Consider the following 20,079-nt stretch of genomic DNA (forward strand, 5'->3'; position numbering starts at 1 on the left):
GATTCGATCGCTGAGCGGATTCCTGGCCGGGTGAACCGCCCGCGCAGGCATCAGGCCTTGCGGGCGGGCACCTTGCGCTGCGGTTGCCTGCGCCGATTCTCCTTGCGCTGGGGTTCCGTGCGCTGAGCTTCCGTGCGCTTGGGTTCCGTGCGCGGCGGCTCGAGAGCCACGACGACGTCGCGGTAGTTCTCGTGCGACGACAGGAACCGCTGCACATAGGTGCACACCGGCCGCACCCGCCAACCTCGGCTGCGCGCGAGATCGAGCGAACCACCGACGAGGACGGCCGCGAGACCCCGATGGCCGAAATCCTCGACGATCACGGTGTGCATGAAGTCGACGACCGGCGGGTTCGGCGCCGGAGCGCGTTCGAAGTCGTAGTACCCCAGGATGCCGACGAGATCGCCGTTGAGGCGCAGTTCGAACCGGTTCTGGTCGGCGTTGTCCGACACGGCGAGGTCCGGCGAACTCGTGTTCATGAGCGCCTCCAATGGGGGTGTTGCGTGATCGAACTGTGACCTATGCCACTATAGAGCAACGAGGCGGCCACCGGCGGCAACGCTGTCGTGTTTCGCAAAGTGCACCCGCCTCAGCGCCGCCCGGCCGTGATCGAACACACCCTCGGTAGGGTGTCCGCGTGGACCTTCTGCCCCTGTCGCCTCGAGGCGAGACCCCGGTTCGAGCCCTCACCATCGCCGGCACCGACTCCGGAGGCGGAGCCGGCATCCAGGCCGACTCCCGCACGATGGCGATGTGCGGTGTGCACGCATGCGTCGCGGTGGCCGCCGTGACCGTCCAGAACTCCGTCGGCGTCCGCGGGTTCCACGAGATCCCCGCCGAGACCGTGGCCGACCAGGTGCGGTGCGTGGTCGAGGACATCGGGGTGTCCGCAGCGAAGACGGGCATGCTCGCCTCCACGCAGATCATCGAGGCCGTCGCGCAGGTGTGCTCCGAGGTGGGCATCGGCCGCGACATGGAGGTGCCGCTCGTCGTCGACCCGGTCTGCGCCTCGATGCACGGCGACCCGCTGTTGCACTCCGACGCCCTCGACGCCATCCGCGGGGTGCTCATCCCCCTCGCCACCGTCGTCACCCCGAATCTCGACGAGGTACGGCTGATCACGAGCATCGACGTCGTCGACGACGCGTCGGCACGGCGCGCCGCCGAAGCGCTCCATGCGCTCGGCGCCCAGTGGGTGATCGTCAAGGGCGGTCACCTGCGCAGCTCGGAGAAGAGCACCGACCTGCTGTTCGACGGCGACCGTTTCCTCGAGTTCAGCACGCCGCGCATCGAGACCGGTAACGACCACGGCGGCGGCGACACGCTCGCGGCCGCGATCGCGTCGGCTCTCGCGCACGGCCGGTCGGTGCCCGAGGCCGTCGAGTTCGCGAAGGAATGGATCACGAAGTGCCTCGAGTGGTCCTACGACCTCGGTCACGGCCACGGCCCGGTCAACCCGTTGTGGCGCCTGCACGAGCGCTGACCGCGCCCGCTCTCACTCGGTGAACTCGGCGCGCACCTCGGCCCGCTGGTCGCCGGTGGGCACCCCGTCGGGTCCGTCGATCGAATTCGCGTAGACGGCCGTGCCGTAGGCGACGGCGGCGGCCGCCGCGGCGAACGCGTCTCGGTCGATGCCGGCCAGGGTGTCCTCGGGGGTGTGGTAGTTCGGGTCGAAGGGCTGGTCGGCGGTGCCACCCCACAGGTCGGCCTGTTCGGGGGTCTTGACGTCGTCGGCGCCGGTGAACACCCCGCCCGCGGGGATGCCGAAGGCGACGAACGGACCGTAATCGGAGCGGCCGTCGAAATCCGTTCCGCCGACCTCGATTCCGCGTTCGTCGAAGAACTTCGCGAAGGTCCGTTCGATACCCGCCGAGCCCTCCGGTCCGGGTCCTTCACCGACGGCGTCGGAGTCGTCGCCGTCGAACACCAGATATCCGGCGTTGGGCGAGCCGAGCATGTCGAAGTTCAGATACAGGGCGATGTCGAGTCGTTCCTCGTCGGACAGCGACTCGACGTACCTCGTGGAGCCGACCAGTCCGACCTCCTCGGCGCCCCAGAACGCGAACCGCACGGCGTTGGTCACGCCCGGCTCGCTGCCGAGTTGCAGCGCGGTCTCGAGGACGGCGGCGACGCCGGTTCCGTTGTCGTTGATCCCCGGTCCTTCGGGGACGCTGTCGAGGTGCGCGCCGACGACGACCACGTCGTCGGTCGAACCGGTGCGCGTCTGCGCGATCACGTTGCGCGACTTCCGGTCCTCGGTGCGAGTCTGGAGCGTCACCGTCACGGTGGTCGCGGCGGACAGACGCTCGGCGTCGGCCCCGGCCACCCCACCGACCGGGATGCGGGGGTTCGATTCCGCCCCGAGACCGGCGGCCGCGAGCGGGCCGTCCTCGTTGTTGGCGACGAGCAGCGCGGCCGCTCCCCGTTCGGCGGCGACCTGCTCCTTGACGGCGAAGGTGCACACGCCGCGATCGACGATCACCACCGCGCCGGTCGCGTCGATGCCGTCGTAGTCGGTGGCCTCGCAACCGGGGGTGTCGTCGGGGGCGATGCGCACGACACGCGCGGTGAGCCCCTCCGGTCCCGTCGACGGCGACATGCCGAGTGCGCTCACGCCCATCGGCTCCCCGTCGACGGTGAGCTGCTCGTTCTCGACGGTGAACAGGGTCGTGTCGAACTCCGGTGTCTGCACGTCGAATCCGGCGTCGCGCAGGGCTCCGGCGACGTAGTCGACGCTCGCGTCGTAGCCGGGGGTCCCGAGCGAACGGTTTCCGTCGTTCTCACCGGCGATCCGTTCGAGTTCCGTCAGGTGCGTCATGACGGCATCGAGCTGCACGGCGTCGGCGAGCGCCGTCGGGTCGACGGGCGGCGCCTCCACCTCCGCCTCCGAGCATCCCGCCGTCAGCAGTACACCGGCGGCGATCAGCGCCGCTCCCCGCATGCCGTATCTCGTCTGCGCCCGCGCCATCGACCGAGCGTACAAAAAAGCACTGCGCCGCACGGGGAAACCGTGCGGCACAGTGCGTCGAAGCAGTACCTCGGGCGTGCCGAGGCGGAACCTCAGGCGTCGCGGCGGTTGACCACCACGAGCGAGGCCGCGAACACCAGGAACGAGAAGGCCGCGAAGTACACGAGCGAACCCCATGGACCCCAATGGAATTCGATGCCCTGCCCGATGCCCAGGAAATTGTTCGCGTTCGCGAACGGCAGGAACGGCTGGATCTCGCGCCCCACCGAACCGAACAACGCGAACAACGACTCGAGCAGCAGCGGCCACAGCATCAGCAGCGCGATCGTGCCGGCCGACTGCCGCAGCAGCGTGCCCACACCGATCGCGAGGAAGACGCACAGGAACGCGTAGATCGCGGTGCCGTAGACCGCGCGCCACGCCGTGTCGCCGCTGAGGACGAGTTCGCGACCCGCGTCGGGCCCGGCCAGCGCCTTCGCGAGGTAGAAGGCACCGAACGAGACCGCGAGTGTCAGCACCGCGCCCAGCACGCCGATGAGCAGCGCCTTCATCGTCAGGAGCAGGGTGCGGTTCGGGGTGGCCTGGAAGGTCGTGCGGATGACCCCGAAGCGGTACTCGCTGGTGACCGACAGGGCCGCGAGGATCATGAGCACCAGCACGCCGAAGCCGGTGACGCCGCTGACCGCGACGTCCACGGTCGGATAGAACCGTCCCAGTTCGTCGTCCATCCCGGCCGATGCGCGGGAGACCGACCCGAGGATCGCGGCCAGACCCAGGCCGAGGGCGACGATGACGACGGTGCACCACAGCGGAGACTGCACCGACGTGAGCTTGATCCGTTCGGCCCGCAGTGTGTCGAGCGCCGTACTCATCACAGTCCACCCTTCATGACGTCGTCGACTCCGGATCCGTGGTATTCGACCTCGCCACCGGTGAGTTTCATGAACGCTTCCTCGAGTGACGCGTTGCGTCCCGCGAGTTCGTGCAGCACGATCGACCGGGTCGCGGCGAGTTCGCCGATCTCCGCGGCCGGAGCGCCCGAGACGTGCAGGGCACCGTCGTCCTCCCGCACGGTGTGTCCGCGCTCGGTGAGCGCGATGCGCAGCTCGTCGAGCTGCGGGCTGCGCACGACGACGAACGAGTCGGAGGCGCGGTCGACGAACGCCTTCACCGAGGTGTCGGCGATGAGCCGTCCACGGCCGATGACGATGAGATGTTCGGCAGTCTGCGCCATCTCCGAGAGCAGGTGGCTGGACACGAGCACCGTGCGGCCTTCCGCGGCGAGCGCCTGCATGAACCGCCGGATCCACACGATGCCCTCGGGGTCGAGGCCGTTGACCGGTTCGTCGAACAGCAGCACGCGCGGGTTGCCGAGCAGTGCGGCGGCGAGACCGAGTCGCTGCGACATGCCGAGCGAGAAGCCGCCGGCGCGCTTGCCCGCAACCTCCGTCAGACCCACCTGGCGCAGCACTTCGTCGACGCGCGAGGCGGGCAGACCGTTCGACGCGGCCAGCCACGCGAGATGCGACCGCGCCGACCGGTTGGGATGCACCCACTTCGCGTCGAGCAACGCCCCGACAGTGGTGAGCGGCCGTGTCAGCTCGCTGTACGGCTTCCCTTCGATCAGTGCGGTTCCCGAGGTCGGCCGGTCCAGCCCCAGGATCATGCGCATCGTGGTGGACTTCCCCGCGCCGTTGGGGCCGAGAAAGCCGGTGACGATGCCGGGACGGACCGTGAACGTCAGGTCGTCGACCGCGGTCGTGGACCCGAAGGTCTTGGTCAAGCCGGTCACTTCGATCATGCGCACCACCCTACGTGCGGCTCCGGCGAGCGCATCCGATCACACACCCCGGAGCCGCACGCGGTGCGTCAGGGGACGAAGACCTCCGTGGTGACCGGGATGCTCGGTCGCTCGGTACGCATCGTCAGGGCGACGCGGCCCGGTCCGGGGAACACGTGCATGAACAACGGCCGGGTGCTCGTGTGGAAGGCCGGCACGAAGCGGGTCTCCGTACCGCGGGCACCGGTGTCGAGATTGTGCCAGTCGAAAGCGACGGTGACGTCGCAGTTCAGGATGCTCGGCGTCCACTCGCCGAGAAGCGAGTAGCCCTGCGTGATCCGCAGTTCGATCCCGTGGGTGGCGCCCGCCACCGAGTAGATCGCGTAGGACTCGTCGAGCGGGCCGTCGAAGGCGGTTCCACCCGCGCGCACGATGCCGGCGCAGATGCCGTCGCCCAGTGTCAGCACGGGAGGCGTGGCCAGCTGCGTCATCTCGCACGTCCTCGGTCCGGTGTTCGACCGGCTCAGCTGGCACGGCTCCTGGGCGCCTGCCACGCCCGGTGCCGTGACGGCGACGGCGACACCCATGAGCCCGGCAGCCGCGGCGGAAAGGATTCGGTGTGCAATTGTCATGCCCGGGGATCGTACATACCGATCGGTATCCCGTCGCGCGATAATCGGAAAACCCCTGAACACGAAGGTGCTCAGGGGTTTCCCGTAGCGGTCACGGCTCCATCGGCGAAGATGCCTGGGCCCAGAAGCGTTTCGGGATCCGGCCGGCGTGCCGGGCACGGAATCCTGCTTCGACCGCGTGCTGCATGGCCGACGCCATCAGCGCCGGATCCTTCGCGCGGGTGACGGCGGTCGCGAGCAGCACGGCGTCGCAACCGAGTTCCATCGCGAGCGCCGCGTCGGAGGCGGTTCCGATTCCCGCGTCGAGGATCACCGGCACACCCGCAGCCTCGACGATCATCTCGATGTGGTGCGGGTTCGAGATACCGAGGCCGGTCCCGATCGGCGAGCCGAGCGGCATCACCGCAGCACAACCGACGTCCTCGAGGCGTCGCGCGAGGACGGGATCGTCGGTCGTGTACGGCAGGACGACGAAGCCGTCGTCGACGAGTTGTTCGGCCGCGGAGACGAGTTCGATGGCGTCGGGCAGCAACGTCCGTTCGTCGGCGATGACCTCGAGCTTCACCCAGTCGGTCTCCAGCGCCTCCCGCCCGAGCTGCGCGGTCAGCACGGCCTCCTTCGCGCCGCGGCACCCGGCGGTGTTCGGCAGCGGTTCGATGCCGAGGCGGCGCAACAGGTCGAGGACACCGGTTCCGGAGGCCGCGTCGACGCGGCGCATCGCGACGGTGGTCAGCTCGGTGCCCGACGCGACGAGCGCCTCCTCGAGCACGGCCAGGTTCGCCGCGCCACCGGTGCCGGTGATCAGCCGCGACCCGAAGGTGCGGCCGGCGATGGTCAGCTGCGGCAGGTCGGCGCCGGGATCGTGTGTGTCAGCCACCCTGGACCGCCGTGAGGATCTCGATGCTCGCTCCGCGCGTGACCGGCTCCGACCAGCGGCCGCGCGGGCACACCACACCGTCGACGGCGACCGCGATGCCCTTCTCGGGCAGACCGAGCTCGTTCAGCAGCTGCGACACGGTCGGGGCCGCGTCGTAGTACTTGTCCTCACCGTTGACGGTGATGCCCACGGACACGTTCGTCATCCCACACTCGCTTCCGTAATTCGTCCAGGACAGGCGTATTGCGCGTCGGCCAGCGACCGCCCACCGAGTTCGGCGAGCACCGCGTCGACGGTGAGCGGCGTGAGCAGCACACCGTTGCGGCCGTGGCCGGTCGCGGCGACGACACGATCGGAGAGCCGGCCGATCAGCGGCAGGTTGTCGGGGGTCATCGGACGCAGGCCCGCACTCGCCTCGAACAGTTCGTACTCGCCGAGCGCCGGGAAGATCCGCTCGGCGTCGGCGATCAGATCGCGCACCCCGGCCACCGTGACCTGCGTGTCGGACGCCTCGTACTGCGTCGCGCCCACGACGAGACCGTCGTGGCGGGGCACCAGATAGGCGGGGCGGCCGTGGACACTCGCGCGCACGGTGCGCTGCGGCGGCGGGGTCGCGCCCGGCCGCACCCGCAGGCGCAGGATCTCGCCCTTGACCGGACGGACCGGAAGCCCCGGCCACAGTCGCGCCGACGCCGAGCCGGCGGCGAGCACCACCTGATCGTCGGGCAGGTCGGCGAGGTCGTGGACGGCGGCGTCGGAGAAACGCACCCCGGCCCCGGTGGCCGCGACGCGCAGGGCGTCGACGAGCGCGCGGTTGTCGACCGACGACTCGGTGGGCGCGAGCAGTCCGAGACGCACCTTCGGGCCGAGCGACGGCTCGAACTCCCGGATCTCCGCACGGGAGAGCAGACGCATCTCGTGCCCCCGCTCCCCGACCCACTCGGCGACGGTCCGCAGGTCGGCGGCGTCCGCCGCGTCGAGCGCGACGGTCAGCGATGCCTCGGCGGTGAACACGTCGACGCCGGTCTCCGCGCGCAGTGCCTCCGCGAATCCGGGCCAGCGGTCGAGCGAGGCCGCACCCAGGGACAGCACGTGATCCTCACCGGGCCAACCCTCGGACAGCGGGGCCAGCATCCCGCCGGCCACCCACGAGGCGCCGCTACCGGGATTCGGGTCGTGCACGGTCACGATGTGCCCCGAGCGGGCTGCGCGCCATGCGATCGACAGCCCGATCACTCCGCCACCCACGACGGCCACAGTTGCCATTGGTCCACCTCACTCCCTGCGCCGGCATGATCCGGGTCAGGTCATAACGGTCGGGGCCGGCAGGCCCCCTCTCAGCCCCGCGAACCTCGGGACTCCCGTGTCGTCACACTTTCTGCCTAGAGGCTACCGTCTTGGTCGTGACCACCTATCGCGGCAACCATCCCGACCCGCGCGGCCGCCTCGCGACCGCCCGGTTGTACCTGTGCACCGACGCTCGCCGGGACACCGGCGACCTCGCACGGTTCGTCGAGGAGGCCCTCGCCGGTGGGGTCGACATCGTCCAGTTGCGCGACAAGGACTCGGCCGGCGAGAAGAAGTTCGGACGCCTCGAGGCACGCGAGGAACTCGCCGCCCTCGAGATCATCGGCGAGGCGTGTGCACGCCACGGTGCGCTCCTCGCCGTGAACGACCGCGCCGACATCGCGCTCGCGTCGGGCGCCGACATCCTGCATCTCGGTCAGGGCGATCTACCGGTGCGGCACGCGCGGCAGATCCTCGGCGACGAGATCGTCATCGGCCGCTCGACGTCGAGTCGGGCGCAGGCCGCGCTCGCCGACATCGAGGAGGGCGTCGACTACTTCGCGTCCGGGCCGGTGTGGGACACCCCGACCAAGCCGGGACGGACCGCGGCGGGGCTGGAGGTGACGCGCGAGGTCGCGCAGTCGCAGCCGGCACGACCGTGGTTCGCGATCGGCGGCATCGATCTCGAGCGGCTCCCCGAGGTGCTCGACGCCGGGGCCACGCGGGTCGCGGTGGTCCGGGCGATCACGAAGGCCTCCGATCCGCGCGCAGCCGCGGCAGCACTGAAGGCCGCACTGCCGGCCTGAAAGGCGGCGGAAGACCGCACGCCGGCCTGAAAGGCGGGTAAGACCGCACTTGCCGGCTTGAGGCGTTACAGCCAGCCCAGCACGGCCGAGGGCGACATCGCGATCGTGCCCTCGGGCAACCGTGCGCGCAGGCCGCGATCCGCGGTGACCACGACCGTCACCCCCGGATCCACCACGGCCGTCGCGGTGGAGGCCAGCCGGGCCAGTTCGTCGTCGCCGCTGCCGTCCGCGCTGTGCACCGGGATCCGGACGTCGTCGATCGTCGCGTCGCGGGCATGCCCTTCGAGGACCGCTTCGACGCGGGGGACCCAACCGAACGTCCCGTCGGGAAATTCGACCGTGCGGGGCAGGACCGCGGCGAGGTCGGCGAGCAGGGCGCTCGTGGCGCCGGGGCGGTCGCGCCACCATCCGGTGGGGCCGCTCGCACCGAGCACGTTCGCGGTGTCGAGCAGCATGCGTACCGGTGAGGTGCGCAGCGACGGCCACGCCTCGGCGAAGCCGCTGTGCAGCGCCATCGCCTCAACCTCCGGTTCGGGCACCCAGCGCAGTTCGGTGCTCTCCTGGTTGAGGCTGGTCACGAGCGTTTCGGTGGCGTCGGCGACGACGGTGGTGTAGGTCCATCCGCCCGCGAGACCGGAGGTGACACGTTCGGCGCGCACCGTCACGGCCGCGACATCGATGCCGGCCTCCTCGTGGGCCTCCCGCACGGCGGCGTCGACGGTGCTCTCGTGCGAGTCGCGGGCTCCGCCGGGAAGTGCCCAGGTGCCACCCTGGTGCGACCATGCCGCCCGATGCTGCAGGAGAACCGCGGGGCGACCGTCCGCGAGCGGAGCGCGCAGCAGCAGACCTGCGGCACCGTGTCGTCCCCAGCGCTTCTCACCGTCCGGTCCGACCGCCCAGCCGTCACCGTCTCCACGCATTGCGTCCGCCTCTCCGACCCGCCCTCGTCCGGGCCTGTGCCCGGTACCGGATCCCCGCCGTCCGTGGACGGCAACAATACCGCCGGGCTGCTTATATGCTCCCCTCAGACCGCTCGACACGAGGAAGGGAGTGCCCGGTGGACGTACGGATCACCCCTCCCTTCGCTCCTGTCGAGAGCCACATCCGCGACGACGCCGATACGGACACTCCGGACGCCCGGTTCGACGACGCCCGTGCCCTGCTGCGATCCACGCCGGTCCGGTTGGTGGTCCTGGGGGTGGTGCTCACCGTGCTGCTCGTCGCCTCGGCAGCGGTCTCCGCAACGATGGTGTCCGGCAGGCAGGCCACCCACGATCGTCTCCTCGCGTCCATCGAGCCGCTGGCCAGCGCGGCCCAGAATCTCTACAGCGCGCTGTCGGTGGCCGACGCCGCCGCCGTGACGGGCTTCATCTCGGGCGGACTCGAACCGGAGGCGGTGCGCAGTCGCTACATCCAGGCGACCGACGAAGCCGCGGAATATCTCGTCATCGCAGCGACCGGACTGACCGACGCCGACCGCGAGACCGCACACAATCTGACGGAGATCGGGCGACTGCTGCCCGTCTACACGGGCCTCATCGAGACGGCTCGCACCAACAACCGCACCGGGCATCCGGTCGGCGCCGCATATCTCGGCGAGGCGTCGCACCTGATGCAGACCGAACTGCTCCCCGCTGCGCAGGAACTGCACACGCGCGGCGTCGCCGCCGTCGAGGACACCCAGCGCGACGCGGTGCGACCACCCTGGCTCGCGATCGGGTTGCTCCTCGTCACGGTCGCCGCCCTGTGCGTGGCGCACGTCGTCGTGAGCCGCCGCTCTCGTCGCACCCTCAATCCCGGAATCCTCGTCGCGATCGGCGCGACCGGTGCGCTGCTGTGCTGGTTGCTCGTCGCCGGCCTGGCCTCGTCGAGTGCCACCGAACGCGCCATCGAGCGCGGTGCGGCACCGCTCGCCGATCTCACCGAGGGACGGATCCTCGCCCAGCAGTCGCGTACCGCCGAGACCCTGCTGATCGCCCGGCGCGACACGACCGGCGCGTACGACGACACCTTCGGGACCAACATGTCGCGACTCGGCGACATCCTCGACGAGTACGCTCGCGATTCCGCCCTCGAGGCCGGCGCCGAGGCGGTGGAGACCGCCCGGTCGGCGCACGAGGCCTGGATCAACTCGCATGCACGCATGGTCGACGCCCTCGTCCGCGGCGACTACGCAGCGGCCTCGGTCCTCGCGGTCGGCGCAGGTCCCGGTGAGTCCACCGCGCGGTTCGTCGCTCTCGATGCCGCTCTGACGGAAGGAATCGACGACACCCGCACCGAACTGCGCGACAACGAGTTCCGCGCCTCCCGCACCCTCGCCGGCCTCGCACCGATGTCCGTGGTGCTGCTGACGGTGGCGCTGGTCGGCGTGTGGGTCGGCCTCCGGCCCCGGTTGAAGGAGTACCAGTGAGAAAGCGCGTTCTCGTTGCGAGCCTGTGCGTCGTCGCCGCACTCGCCGGCGGGTGCGCGACCGATCCCCCACCGCGCGCCCCCGGCCTCCAGGGGACGACGACCTCCCTCCCGCTCCCTGAGAACGCGCGGATGCTCGAGTCCTCGGTGGCCACACCGCCCGCCCCCGACTGCGGCGATCCCACCGCATCCCTCCCCCCGGACCCGGATGCCACCGGGCCTGCGATCGATCGGATCCGCACGCGCGGCCGGCTGATCGTCGGTCTCGACACCGGCAGCAACCTCATGAGCTACCGCGACACCGCGACCGGGCGCATCACCGGTTTCGACGTCGACATCGCGCGCGAGATCGCCCGCGACCTCCTGGGCGATCCCGCTCTCGTCGACTACCGCATCCTGTCGTCGGCCGAGCGTGAGAAGGCGCTGCAGGACTCCACCGTCGACATCGTCGCGAAGACCATGAGCATCACGTGCGCCCGTCGCGAGAAGGTCGACTTCTCCACCGAGTACTTCCGGGCCCAGCAGCGTGTGCTCGTCGTCCGGGGATCCGACATCCGCTCCGCCGCCGATCTCGCCGGCCGGCGCGTGTGCATCGTCGAGGGCACGACCTCGCTGCTCCGGATGCGGGAGGTGCAGCCGTCGGCGTCGATCCTCACCGTGCCGTCGTGGGCCGACTGCCTCGTCGTTCTCCAGCAACAGCAGGTCGACGCCGTGAGCACCGACGACACGATCCTCGCCGGACTCGCCTCGCAGGACCCCTATCTCGAACTCGTCGGCCCCTCCCTGGGATCGGAGCCGTACGGAATCGGAATCCGGCTGGGCAGCGACGAGCTCGTACGGTTCGTCAACGCCACCCTCGAAAGGATCCGTTCCGACGGGACGTGGACGGCGCTGTACGAGAAGTACCTGCGGGTGCTCGGTCCCACTCCGTCACCCCCGACACCGAACTACCGGGAGTGACGGCCATGTCCGACGAACCCGAACCGGCCGACACCCCGTCGGTCGATTCCGGCCCTGCCACGGAACGGGCAGTGAACTCCGGGCCCGCCACCAGGCGTGCGGCGGATTCCGGACCCGCGACCGAGCCGTCGACGAGCGACTCGGGACCGGCTACCGCGCGGGCGGCCTGGGATGCCGGACCTGCCACCGAACGCGGCCCCGTCCCCACCACGCGGCCCGAATCCACCCAGCGCTCGTCGATCTGGTCCGGCTCGTCCTCCCAGCGCTCGTCGAGCCGTCGCGTCCGGCCGCGCGGCACCCAGCGTCGCCGCATCGCCGGCCTCGTCGACGTGCCGGTCCCCACCACGAAGGATCCGGTCGACGCCGTCCTCCGCGATCCCCACGTCTCCGAGGGCAAGAGGTTCTGCTCGAAGTGCGGACAACCGGTGGGACGCAGCACTCCGTCGGGGCCGGGCCCCACCGAAGGCGATTGTCCCCAGTGCGGAACACATTTCCAGTTCACTCCGGCCTTGCACCGCGGGGATCTCGTCGCCGGGCAGTACGAGGTGCAGGGTTGTCTCGCACACGGCGGACTCGGGTGGATCTATCTCGCGATCGACCGCAACGTGAGCGACCGCTGGGTGGTGTTGAAGGGCCTGCTGCAGGGTGGCGACGCCGAGGCGCAGGCGGTCGCGGTGGCCGAACGCCAGTTCCTGGCCGAGGTCAGCCATCCGAGCATCGTGCAGATCTACAACTTCGTCGAGCACCCCTCACCCGACGGCACCCCGATGGGGTACATCGTCATGGAGTACCTGGGTGGTCACACCCTGCGTACCGTGCTCGACAACTATCCTCCACCGAACCGCATCCCGGTCGAGCAGGCCATCGGGTACATGCTCGAAGTGCTTCCGGCACTGCAGTATCTGCACGACATCGGACTGGTCTACAACGACCTCAAGCCCGAGAACATCATGGTCACCGACGAGCAGATCGAACTCATCGACCTCGGTGCCGTCTCCGCGATCGAGGGATACGGCTATCTGTACGGGACGCCGGGATATCAGGCACCCGAGATCGTCCGGACCGGGCCGACGGTCGCGAGCGACATCTATACGGTCGGACGCACACTCGCGGTCCTCACCCTCGACATGCCGTCGGACAAGGGCCGGTACCGCGACGGTCTGCCCACCCCCGAGCAGGCTCCCCTGCTCGACGAGTTCGACTCCTTCCACCGCCTGCTCCTGCGGGCCACGAACCCCGATCCGCAGCAGCGCTTCTCGTCCGCCGACGAACTGCAGGGACAGCTCACCGGTGTGCTGCGCGAGATCCTGTCGAAGAAACTCGGCACCGAACATCCCGGACTGTCCCGGCTGTTCAGCCCGCCCCGCACGACCTTCGGCACCGACGAGGCGCTCGTCCCCACCGACGTGTACGCCGACGGGATCGAGCGCGACCCCAAACTGCGGGGTCAGGATGTCGCGGCGGCGCTACCCGTCCCGCTGCTCGACCCCAACGATCCGAGTGCCGCGCTCCTCGCCGCGGCGGTGCACAGCGAACCGCAGCAGACCCTCGACTCGCTCCGGCACGCGCGCGAGAACGGGGTCGGCCGGGTCGTCGGGGCATCCGATGTGTCGTTCTCCAAGGAGATCACCCTCGCCGAGGTCCGCGCCCATCTCGATCTCGGGCAGGTCGACAGCGCGGTGGAGATCCTCACCCGCCTCGAGCGCGAGTTCGGCGACGACTGGCGCATGGACTGGTACGCCGGCATCGCCGAACTGCTGCAGGACGACTACGAGGCAGCGTTCGCCCGATTCGACAAGGTGCTGCAGGCTCTTCCGGGCGAGATCGCCCCGAAGATCGCACTCGGGGCCACCGCCGAACTGACGCTGCAGCATTGGGAGAGCGACGACCCCGACGCGTGGCGACGCTTCTGCGAGCAGTCCTACCGGGTCGTGTGGCGCACCGATCATGCCGTCGTCAGCGCGGCCTTCGGGTTGGCACGCCAGCTCACCGCCCGTGACGAGATCCGTGCCGCCGTCGACGTGCTCGACGAGGTCCCCACGACCTCCCGGCACCACAGTGCAGCGACCATGACCGCCGCCCTGGTCCTGTTACGAGGCGGCCGCGTCGAGGAAATCTCCGAGGCGGACCTTCGGGAGGCCGCGCACCGGATCGCGTCGCTGCCTCCCGACGAGGGTCGCGCCCTGCAGATGCGCGCACTGGTCCTCGGGACCGCGCTCGAATGGGTGCGCAGCGGCCGGGCGTCGAGTCGCGAGTACGACCGCATCCTCGACGTACCGTTCACCGAGAAGGGACTACGTCTGGGCACCGAGGCGGCGCTGCGGCAATTGGCGCGCAACGCCCCCTCCCGCACCCACCGTTACACCCTCGTCGACCTCGCGAACGCGATCCGGCCGCGTAGTTTGACCTGATCAGAAGTCAGCGCCGGGCGAACTGCACGGCCGCGCGGGCGATGGCGAGTTCCTCGTTCGTGGGGATCACGAGCACCTCCACCTGCGACGAGTCGGCCGAGATCCGGCGTTCCCCGTCGTCGTCGGCGGTGTTGCGCGCGTCGTCGACGACGATGCCGAGCCGGTCGAGGCCGGAGAGGCTGTCGCGCCGGACGTCGACGTTGTTCTCCCCCACCCCACCGGTGAACACGATCGCGTCGACGCCGCCGAGTTCGAAGGTGTAGGCGCCCACGTACTTCCGGATGCGATGCACGTAGACCTCGTACGCGAGTCGCGCGTCCTCGTCGCCCTCGCCGACGAGCTTCAGCAGGGCCCGGAAGTCGTTGACACCCGACAACCCCTTCAGGCCCGAATGCCGGTTGAGCAGGTCGTCGATGGCGTCGACCTTCAACCCGGCCGCCCGGCTGAGGTGCATGACGACACCCGGATCGATGTCTCCGCTGCGCGTGCCCATGACGAGACCCTCGAGCGGAGTCAGTCCCATCGAGGTGTCGATCGGGCTCCCACCTGCGACCGCCGACGCCGACGCACCGTTACCCAGATGGAGCACAACCAGATTCAGGTCCGCGATGTCGCGTCCGAGGAACTCCGCGGCACGCCCCGACACGTATTCGTGTGAAGTACCGTGGAATCCGTACCGCCGGATGTCGTGCTTGTGCGCGATGTCGCGGTCGATCGCATAGGTCGCCGCGTGCGGCGGAAGACCGTGGAAGAAGGCGGTGTCGAAGACACCCACGTGGGGGATGTCGGGAAGTTCCTCCCGCGCGACCTCCATTCCCACGACGTTCGCCGGATTGTGGAGGGGCGCAAGGATCGACAGTTCGTCGACAGCGCGGACCACATCGTCGTCGATCAGGGTGGGTTCGTAGAAGACCTTGCCGCCGTGCACGAGTCGGTGTCCGACGGCGACGATGCCCACCTCGTGCAGCGGACGGCCCAGCCCTTCGAGCATCTCGAGCACCGCACGCAGACCCGTCCGGTGGTCGGCGATGGCGTCGTTGCGTTCGTCCACACCCGTCGTGTGGTGGAAGACGATCCGGCCCTCCGGCTCCCCGATCCGCTCGATCAGTCCGTGCGCCAGCGACTTTCCACTCTCCGGCTCGATCAGCTGGAACTTGATCGACGACGATCCGGAGTTGAGGACCAGTACGGTGCCTGCGGTGGCCGGGTTCGGGCTGCTCACGCGTCTTCCTCCTGCGCCTGGATCGCGGTGATGGCGATGGTGTTGACGATGTCCTGGATCAGGGCGCCTCGCGAGAGGTCGTTGACCGGCTTGTTCAGGCCCTGCAGGACCGGCCCGACGGCGACGGCACCGGCGCTGCGCTGCACGGCCTTGTAGGTGTTGTTGCCGGTGTTCAGGTCCGGGAAGATGAACACCGTGGCGCGACCGGCGACGTCGGAGTCGGGGAGCTTCGCGCTCGCGACCGTCGGTTCGATCGCCGCGTCGTACTGGATCGGCCCCTCCACGAGCAGGTCGGCTCGCCGCTCCCGCACGAACGTCGTGGCCGAGCGCACCTTGTCGACGTCGGCGCCCGAACCGGATTCGCCGGTGGAGTACGACAGCATCGCGACCCGGGGGTCGATGCCGAACCGGGCGGCGGTCGCGGCGGACGAGATCGCGATGTCGGCGAGCTGGTCGGCGGTCGGGTCGGGGACGACGGCACAGTCACCGTACGCGAGCACGCGGTCGGCGAGGCACATCAGGAAGATGCTCGACACCGTGGACACACCCGGTTCGGTCTTGATGATCTCGAGGGCGGGACGGATCGTGTGGGCGGTGGTGTGCGCCGCGCCCGATACCATGCCGTCGGCCAGGCCCAGATGCACCATCATCGTGCCGAAATACGAGATGTCGCGCATGATCTCGCGTGCACGATCGACGGTCATGCCCTTGTGGGCACGCAGCCGCGCGTACTCCTCCGCGAACCGGTCGGCGTGCTCGGAGGTGCGCGGGTCGAGGATCTGCGCTTCCGACAGGTCCACCCCGAGTTCCGACGCCCGCTGGCGGACGGCCGCCTCGTCGCCGAGGATCGTGAGCTTCGCGATGCCGCGCTGGAGCACACGCCCGGCAGCTCTGAGGACGCGATCGTCCTCGCCCTCGGGCAGCACGATGTGGCGTTGCTGGGCCCGCGCCCGGTCGATGAGCTGGTATTCGAACATCTGCGGGGTGGTCACGGACGGTCGCGGCAGTCGCAGTCGGTCGAGCAGGGAGTGCGCGTCGACGTGCCGTTCCATGAGCGCGAGAGCGGTGTCGATCTTGCGCTGCGCGCCGAGGGCCATGCGGCCGCGGGTGCGGTCGGCGGCCGAGGCGGTATCGAAGGTTCCGAGGTCGGTGGTGAGGATCGGCAGCGACGGCTTCAGAGCCGCGACGAGCTCCGCGATCATCGGATGCGGCAGCAGACCGCCGTTCATGATGATGCCGGCGAGCGTCGGGAAGCCTTCGGCGGCATTGGCATTGACCAGCGCGAGGATGACGTCGGAGCGGTCGGCGGGAGCGATCACGACGATACCGTCGGTGAGGCGCTCCAGAATCCGCTCGGCGGTCATGCCACCGACCATGATGCGCAGCGCTTCCCGCTGCAGCAGGTCGGGGTCGCCGCTGTAGAGCTCGCCTCCGATCGCGGTCTGCAGCTCGGCCATCGTCGGCGCGACCAGCGCGGGCACCTCCGGGAGGGTCCACACCGGTTCGGTGCGGTCACCGAGTGCCTGTGCGATCTCGTCGAGTGCGTCGGGGTCGCAGCGGTTCACCACGACCGCACCGAGATGCGCGTGCTGACCCGCGAGCTCGTTCGCACACACCCCGGCGAGCTGGGCGATCTCGGCGGGTGTGCGGCGGGAACCGCGCAGGACGAGCAGCACCGGGGCGTCGAGGTTCGCGGCGATGCGAGCGTTGTACGACAGCTCGCTGGGGTTGGCGATCTCGGTGTAGTCGCTGCCGACGATGACGACGGCGTCGCAGCGGTCGGCCACCGCGTGGTACTTGCCGACGATGTCGCTGAGCGCGGTGTCCGGGTCGTCGTGGACGTCGTCGTAGGTGACGCCGATGCAGTCCTCGTAGGCGAGGTCGACGGTGGTGTGTTCGAGCAACAGTTCGAGGATGTAGTCGATGTCGCTGTCGGAGCGTGCGATGGGCCGGAAGACACCGACGCGGGCGGTGGACGCGCACAGTGTCTGCAGCACCCCCAGGGCGACGGTCGATTTCCCGGTGTCCCCTTCCGGAGCTGCGATGTAGATGCTCGAGACGGACCCTGCAGCAGCACTCATGGATTCCACCCTAACTGCAAACTTTGCTCCGCCCGGTGTACCCGCGCACATGCCCGGCCGGAGGTGTCCGGCCGGGCATGTGGGAGTCGCGGGAACTCAGGACTGGGTCTGCAGCACGCGCGGGGTGTCGGGGTGCTCGGCGTCCGCCACGACCTCCACCGGTTCGGCGTCGGCCGACAGCCCGAGCAGGTCGGTCGGGGTCTTCGCCGTCTCGCGCAGCCCGAGGACCGCGACACCGGCGATGCAGCACGCGACCGCACCGAAGACCGCGACCGGGAGCCAGCCCGTCGCGCCGGGGAGCAGGATCAGCGCGGCGACCATCGGCGAGAAGCCGGCCAGCAGGTTGCCGAGCTGGTTGCTCACGGCCATCCCCGTGAAGCGGACGGTCGCCGGGAACTGTTCGGCGAAGAAGGACGTCCACACGCCGTTGTAACAGCTGAAGAACAGCGACATGTTCACGAACGCGGCGACGGAGATCAGCAGGATGTTCGTCGTCGAGATCGCCCACAGATATCCGGCGAGGCTCACGGCGCAGCCGACGGAGGCGATCAACATGGTCGGCTTGCGGCCGATGATGTCGGAGAGGTAGCCGGCCGCGGGGATCGTGAACATCGACAGTACGATGGAGACGGAGATGACGGTGAGCATCACGCTGTGCTCGACACCCATCGAGGTGGCGTACGACAGGCTGAACACGGCGAAGAGGGTCTGGACCGACGCCATCAGGGACGCGCCGGCCACGCGGATCACCGAGCGCCAGTGGAACTTGAACACGTCGCCGAGGGGGAGTTTGCGGACGACGCTCTCTTCCTTCACCTCGGTGAAGGTCGGCGTCTCGTCCAGGTGGTTGCGAACGTAGTAGGTCACGACGACGACAACTGCGCTGAGCCAGAACGGGATCCGCCAGCCCCAGCTGTAGAGCGCGTCGTCGGGCAGGAGCGAGACGGGCACGAAGACGACGGTCGCGAGCGAGCAGCCCACGGCGTAGCCGACCATCACGAAGCTGGTGAAGAAACCACGGCGTCCCACCGGCGAGTGCTCGACGGTCAACGTCGACGCCCCGGCCGATTCGGCGCCCGCCGAGAAGCCCTGCAGGACACGCATCGCCACGAGCAGGATCGGTGCGAGGATGCCCACCTGCTCGTAGGTCGGAAGACATCCGATGACGAAGGACGCGACGCCCATCAGGACGACGGTCGCGAGCATGACGCGTTTGCGGCCGAGCCGGTCGCCGAAGTGCCCCATGACGACGGCGCCCACCGGCCGTGCCACGTAACCCACGGCGAAGGTGGCGAAGGATGCGATGAGGGCGACGGTGGGGTTACCGCCCGGGAAGAACAGCACGTTGAAGACGAGCGCGGCGGCAGCGCCGTAGACGAAGAAGTCGTAGTACTCCAGGGCCCCTCCGAGGAGCGCGGCGATCGATGCGCGGCGGGGGTTCATCTCCGGTTTCGCTTCTGACTGCGGCATGGTCGATGCAGATTTGTCGGTGATCACGGTGCCTCGTTGGGTTCGATTCGAATCGGGGTCGGCGTGTGCCTCGTCCGAGCTGTGATGTCCGGCGGTGGCGGGCAATGTGTGTGACGGTTGCCACCGCGTCGGAACAAACGTAGGTAGACACCGGACCCCGTCGCTGTTCCGTTGTGAAACAACATCGACATTCCGCCCCGACACAGAAAAAGGTGCCGCTCCTCCATCGCGGAGAAGCGGCACCTTGTGGGTCGGATGTCAGGCGAGTGCGCGAAGCCTCGGCGCGAGGTCTCGTTCGAACAGTTCCAGGAACCGCTTCTGATCATGACCCGGCGCGTGGAACACCAGATGATTCAACCCCGCATCGACATACGCCTTGACCTGCTCGACCGCCTCGTCCGGATCCGACGCCACGATCCACCGCTTGGCGACCTGCTCGATCGGCAACGCATCCGCCGCCGCCTCCATCTCCATCGGATCGTCGATGGAATGCTTCTGCTCCGGCGTCAGCGACAACGGTGCCCAGAACCGGGTGTTCTCCAACGCCTTGCCCGGATCGGTGTCGTACGAGATCTTGATCTCGATCATCTTGTCGATCTGCGCCACATCCCGCTCCGCCTTCCCGGCGCCCTCCGCCACGGCCGGCAGGAGTTTGTCGGTGTAGAGCTCCATGCCCTTACCCGAGGTGCAGATGAACCCGTCCCCGGCGCGTCCGGCATAGCGGGCCACGACCGGGCCACCGGCGGCGACATAGACCGGAATACCGTCCTCGGGCACGTCGTAGATCGACGCCCCCTTCGTCGAGTAGTACTCGCCCTCGAAATCCACCCGATCCCCGCGCCACAGCTCGCGCATCAACCGCACCGACTCCCGAAGACGGGCGAAGCGTTCCTTGAACTCCGGCCACTCCCCGGCATAGCCGGTGGCGATCTCGTTGAGCGCTTCACCGGTGCCGACGCCGAGGAAGATCCGCCCCGGATACAGACACCCCATCGTCGCGAAGGCCTGCGCGATCACCGCCGGGTTGTACCGGAACGTCGGCGTGAGCACACTCGTGCCGAGCTGCAGGCGTTCGGTGCGCTCGCCGACGGCGGTCATCCACGCCAACGAGAACGGGGCGTGCCCACCGTTGTGCCGCCACGGCTGGAAATGATCCGACACCGTCGCCGAATCCAT

18 protein-coding genes and 1 riboswitch are annotated in these 20,079 nt (G+C 69.2%); of the genes, 5 read left to right on the top strand and 13 right to left on the bottom strand.

Annotated features, from left to right (window positions below; all coding sequences use genetic code 11):
- Positions 1-50: 50 nt before the first annotated feature.
- Positions 51-479: a GNAT family N-acetyltransferase gene (locus tag ACNJ7K_RS05180; protein WP_120280160.1), complete on the bottom strand. Its 429-nt coding sequence runs from the start codon at positions 477-479 to the stop codon at positions 51-53.
- A 158-nt stretch (positions 480-637) separates the two neighbouring features.
- On the opposite strand from ACNJ7K_RS05180, the gene thiD reads away from it, so the two are divergent.
- Positions 638-1,483, top strand: a complete 846-nt coding sequence (gene thiD, locus ACNJ7K_RS05185) for a bifunctional hydroxymethylpyrimidine kinase/phosphomethylpyrimidine kinase (protein WP_120280161.1) — start codon at positions 638-640, stop codon at positions 1,481-1,483.
- Between the two features lie 12 nt (positions 1,484-1,495).
- On the opposite strand, the gene ACNJ7K_RS05190 is transcribed toward thiD, so the two are convergent.
- The 7 genes from ACNJ7K_RS05190 to thiO form a co-directional block, all read right to left on the bottom strand.
- A complete protein-coding gene (locus tag ACNJ7K_RS05190; protein WP_487041307.1) occupies positions 1,496-2,968 on the bottom strand; it encodes a M20/M25/M40 family metallo-hydrolase in 1,473 nt (490 codons plus the stop codon).
- Positions 2,969-3,060: 92 nt separating this feature from the next.
- Entirely contained in the window at positions 3,061-3,840 is a 780-nt protein-coding gene (locus tag ACNJ7K_RS05195; RefSeq protein ID WP_120280162.1) for an ABC transporter permease, read from the bottom strand.
- Positions 3,840-4,769, bottom strand: coding sequence for an ABC transporter ATP-binding protein (locus ACNJ7K_RS05200; protein WP_159417677.1), 930 nt, complete (start codon positions 4,767-4,769; stop codon positions 3,840-3,842). The genes ACNJ7K_RS05195 and ACNJ7K_RS05200 overlap by 1 nt, the downstream gene beginning before the upstream one ends.
- A 68-nt stretch (positions 4,770-4,837) precedes the next feature.
- A complete protein-coding gene (locus ACNJ7K_RS05205; protein ID WP_225623609.1) occupies positions 4,838-5,380 on the bottom strand; it encodes a hypothetical protein in 543 nt (180 codons plus the stop codon).
- Positions 5,381-5,471: 91 nt separating this feature from the next.
- A complete protein-coding gene (gene thiG, locus ACNJ7K_RS05210; protein WP_159417676.1) occupies positions 5,472-6,257 on the bottom strand; it encodes a thiazole synthase in 786 nt (261 codons plus the stop codon).
- Complete coding sequence (thiS, locus tag ACNJ7K_RS05215; protein ID WP_006553656.1) at positions 6,250-6,462, bottom strand: sulfur carrier protein ThiS; 213 nt, start codon at positions 6,460-6,462, stop codon at positions 6,250-6,252. The genes thiG and thiS overlap by 8 nt, the downstream gene beginning before the upstream one ends.
- Positions 6,459-7,523, bottom strand: a complete 1,065-nt coding sequence (gene thiO, locus ACNJ7K_RS05220) for a glycine oxidase ThiO (protein ID WP_174246996.1) — start codon at positions 7,521-7,523, stop codon at positions 6,459-6,461. The genes thiS and thiO overlap by 4 nt, the downstream gene beginning before the upstream one ends.
- Positions 7,520-7,632, bottom strand: a riboswitch (TPP riboswitch). (Overlaps the previous gene by 4 nt.)
- A 28-nt stretch (positions 7,633-7,660) precedes the next feature.
- On the opposite strand from thiO, the gene thiE reads away from it, so the two are divergent.
- The gene (gene thiE / locus ACNJ7K_RS05225; RefSeq protein ID WP_159417675.1) at positions 7,661-8,350 is read left to right on the top strand and encodes a thiamine phosphate synthase; all 690 of its coding nucleotides are present in this window, start codon (positions 7,661-7,663) and stop codon (positions 8,348-8,350) included.
- 65 nt (positions 8,351-8,415) lie between these two features.
- Here the strand turns inward: thiE and ACNJ7K_RS05230 are convergent, their stop codons facing one another.
- On the bottom strand, positions 8,416-9,270 hold the full coding sequence (locus tag ACNJ7K_RS05230; protein ID WP_159417674.1) for an NUDIX hydrolase: 855 nt from the start codon (positions 9,268-9,270) through the stop codon (positions 8,416-8,418).
- Positions 9,271-9,407: 137 nt separating this feature from the next.
- Here ACNJ7K_RS05230 and ACNJ7K_RS05235 point away from each other — a divergent pair, with 137 nt between their 5' ends.
- Genes ACNJ7K_RS05235 through ACNJ7K_RS05245 form a run of 3 tightly spaced genes read left to right on the top strand, consistent with a single transcriptional unit; the run spans position 9,408 to position 14,130 of the window.
- Entirely contained in the window at positions 9,408-10,760 is a 1,353-nt protein-coding gene (locus ACNJ7K_RS05235; RefSeq protein ID WP_120280165.1) for a hypothetical protein, read from the top strand.
- On the top strand, positions 10,757-11,719 hold the full coding sequence (locus tag ACNJ7K_RS05240) for a glutamate ABC transporter substrate-binding protein (protein ID WP_159417673.1): 963 nt from the start codon (positions 10,757-10,759) through the stop codon (positions 11,717-11,719). The genes ACNJ7K_RS05235 and ACNJ7K_RS05240 overlap by 4 nt, the downstream gene beginning before the upstream one ends.
- A gap of 5 nt (positions 11,720-11,724) precedes the next feature.
- Positions 11,725-14,130 (top strand): serine/threonine-protein kinase, encoded by a 2,406-nt coding sequence (locus ACNJ7K_RS05245; protein WP_487041308.1) that lies wholly within the window; start codon positions 11,725-11,727, stop codon positions 14,128-14,130.
- Between the two features lie 7 nt (positions 14,131-14,137).
- Here ACNJ7K_RS05245 and ACNJ7K_RS05250 read toward each other — a convergent pair whose 3' ends face one another.
- The 4 genes from ACNJ7K_RS05250 to fgd form a co-directional block, all read right to left on the bottom strand.
- Positions 14,138-15,352 (bottom strand): acetate/propionate family kinase, encoded by a 1,215-nt coding sequence (locus ACNJ7K_RS05250; RefSeq protein ID WP_487041309.1) that lies wholly within the window; start codon positions 15,350-15,352, stop codon positions 14,138-14,140.
- Complete coding sequence (gene pta / locus ACNJ7K_RS05255; RefSeq protein ID WP_159417671.1) at positions 15,349-17,433, bottom strand: phosphate acetyltransferase; 2,085 nt, start codon at positions 17,431-17,433, stop codon at positions 15,349-15,351. Before pta ends, ACNJ7K_RS05250 begins: the two co-directional genes overlap by 4 nt.
- A 96-nt stretch (positions 17,434-17,529) precedes the next feature.
- On the bottom strand, positions 17,530-18,903 hold the full coding sequence (locus ACNJ7K_RS05260; protein WP_455409406.1) for an MFS transporter: 1,374 nt from the start codon (positions 18,901-18,903) through the stop codon (positions 17,530-17,532).
- A gap of 258 nt (positions 18,904-19,161) precedes the next feature.
- The coding region (fgd, locus tag ACNJ7K_RS05265) for a glucose-6-phosphate dehydrogenase (coenzyme-F420) (protein WP_487041310.1) at positions 19,162-20,079 on the bottom strand (918 nt) is incomplete at its 5' end.

It is taken from the genome of Rhodococcus shunpengi (assembly GCF_048381395.1).
GTDB lineage: Bacteria > Actinomycetota > Actinomycetes > Mycobacteriales > Mycobacteriaceae > Rhodococcus.

What these genes read in the sequence shown, in the direction of transcription:
- ACNJ7K_RS05205 (WP_225623609.1), bottom strand. Translation starts at nt 5,380, where the DNA reads ATGACAATTGCACACCGAATCCTTTCCGCCGCGGCTGCCGGGCTCATG.
- thiO (WP_174246996.1), bottom strand. Translation starts at nt 7,523, where the DNA reads ATGGCAACTGTGGCCGTCGTGGGTGGCGGAGTGATCGGGCTGTCGATC.
- ACNJ7K_RS05230 (WP_159417674.1), bottom strand. Translation starts at nt 9,270, where the DNA reads ATGCGTGGAGACGGTGACGGCTGGGCGGTCGGACCGGACGGTGAGAAG.
- ACNJ7K_RS05200 (WP_159417677.1), bottom strand. Translation starts at nt 4,769, where the DNA reads ATGATCGAAGTGACCGGCTTGACCAAGACCTTCGGGTCCACGACCGCG.
- ACNJ7K_RS05245 (WP_487041308.1), top strand. Translation starts at nt 11,725, where the DNA reads ATGTCCGACGAACCCGAACCGGCCGACACCCCGTCGGTCGATTCCGGC.
- ACNJ7K_RS05180 (WP_120280160.1), bottom strand. Translation starts at nt 479, where the DNA reads ATGAACACGAGTTCGCCGGACCTCGCCGTGTCGGACAACGCCGACCAG.
- ACNJ7K_RS05190 (WP_487041307.1), bottom strand. Translation starts at nt 2,968, where the DNA reads ATGGCGCGGGCGCAGACGAGATACGGCATGCGGGGAGCGGCGCTGATC.
- ACNJ7K_RS05195 (WP_120280162.1), bottom strand. Translation starts at nt 3,840, where the DNA reads ATGAGTACGGCGCTCGACACACTGCGGGCCGAACGGATCAAGCTCACG.
- ACNJ7K_RS05260 (WP_455409406.1), bottom strand. Translation starts at nt 18,903, where the DNA reads ATGCCGCAGTCAGAAGCGAAACCGGAGATGAACCCCCGCCGCGCATCG.
- pta (WP_159417671.1), bottom strand. Translation starts at nt 17,433, where the DNA reads ATGAGTGCTGCTGCAGGGTCCGTCTCGAGCATCTACATCGCAGCTCCG.
- thiS (WP_006553656.1), bottom strand. Translation starts at nt 6,462, where the DNA reads ATGACGAACGTGTCCGTGGGCATCACCGTCAACGGTGAGGACAAGTAC.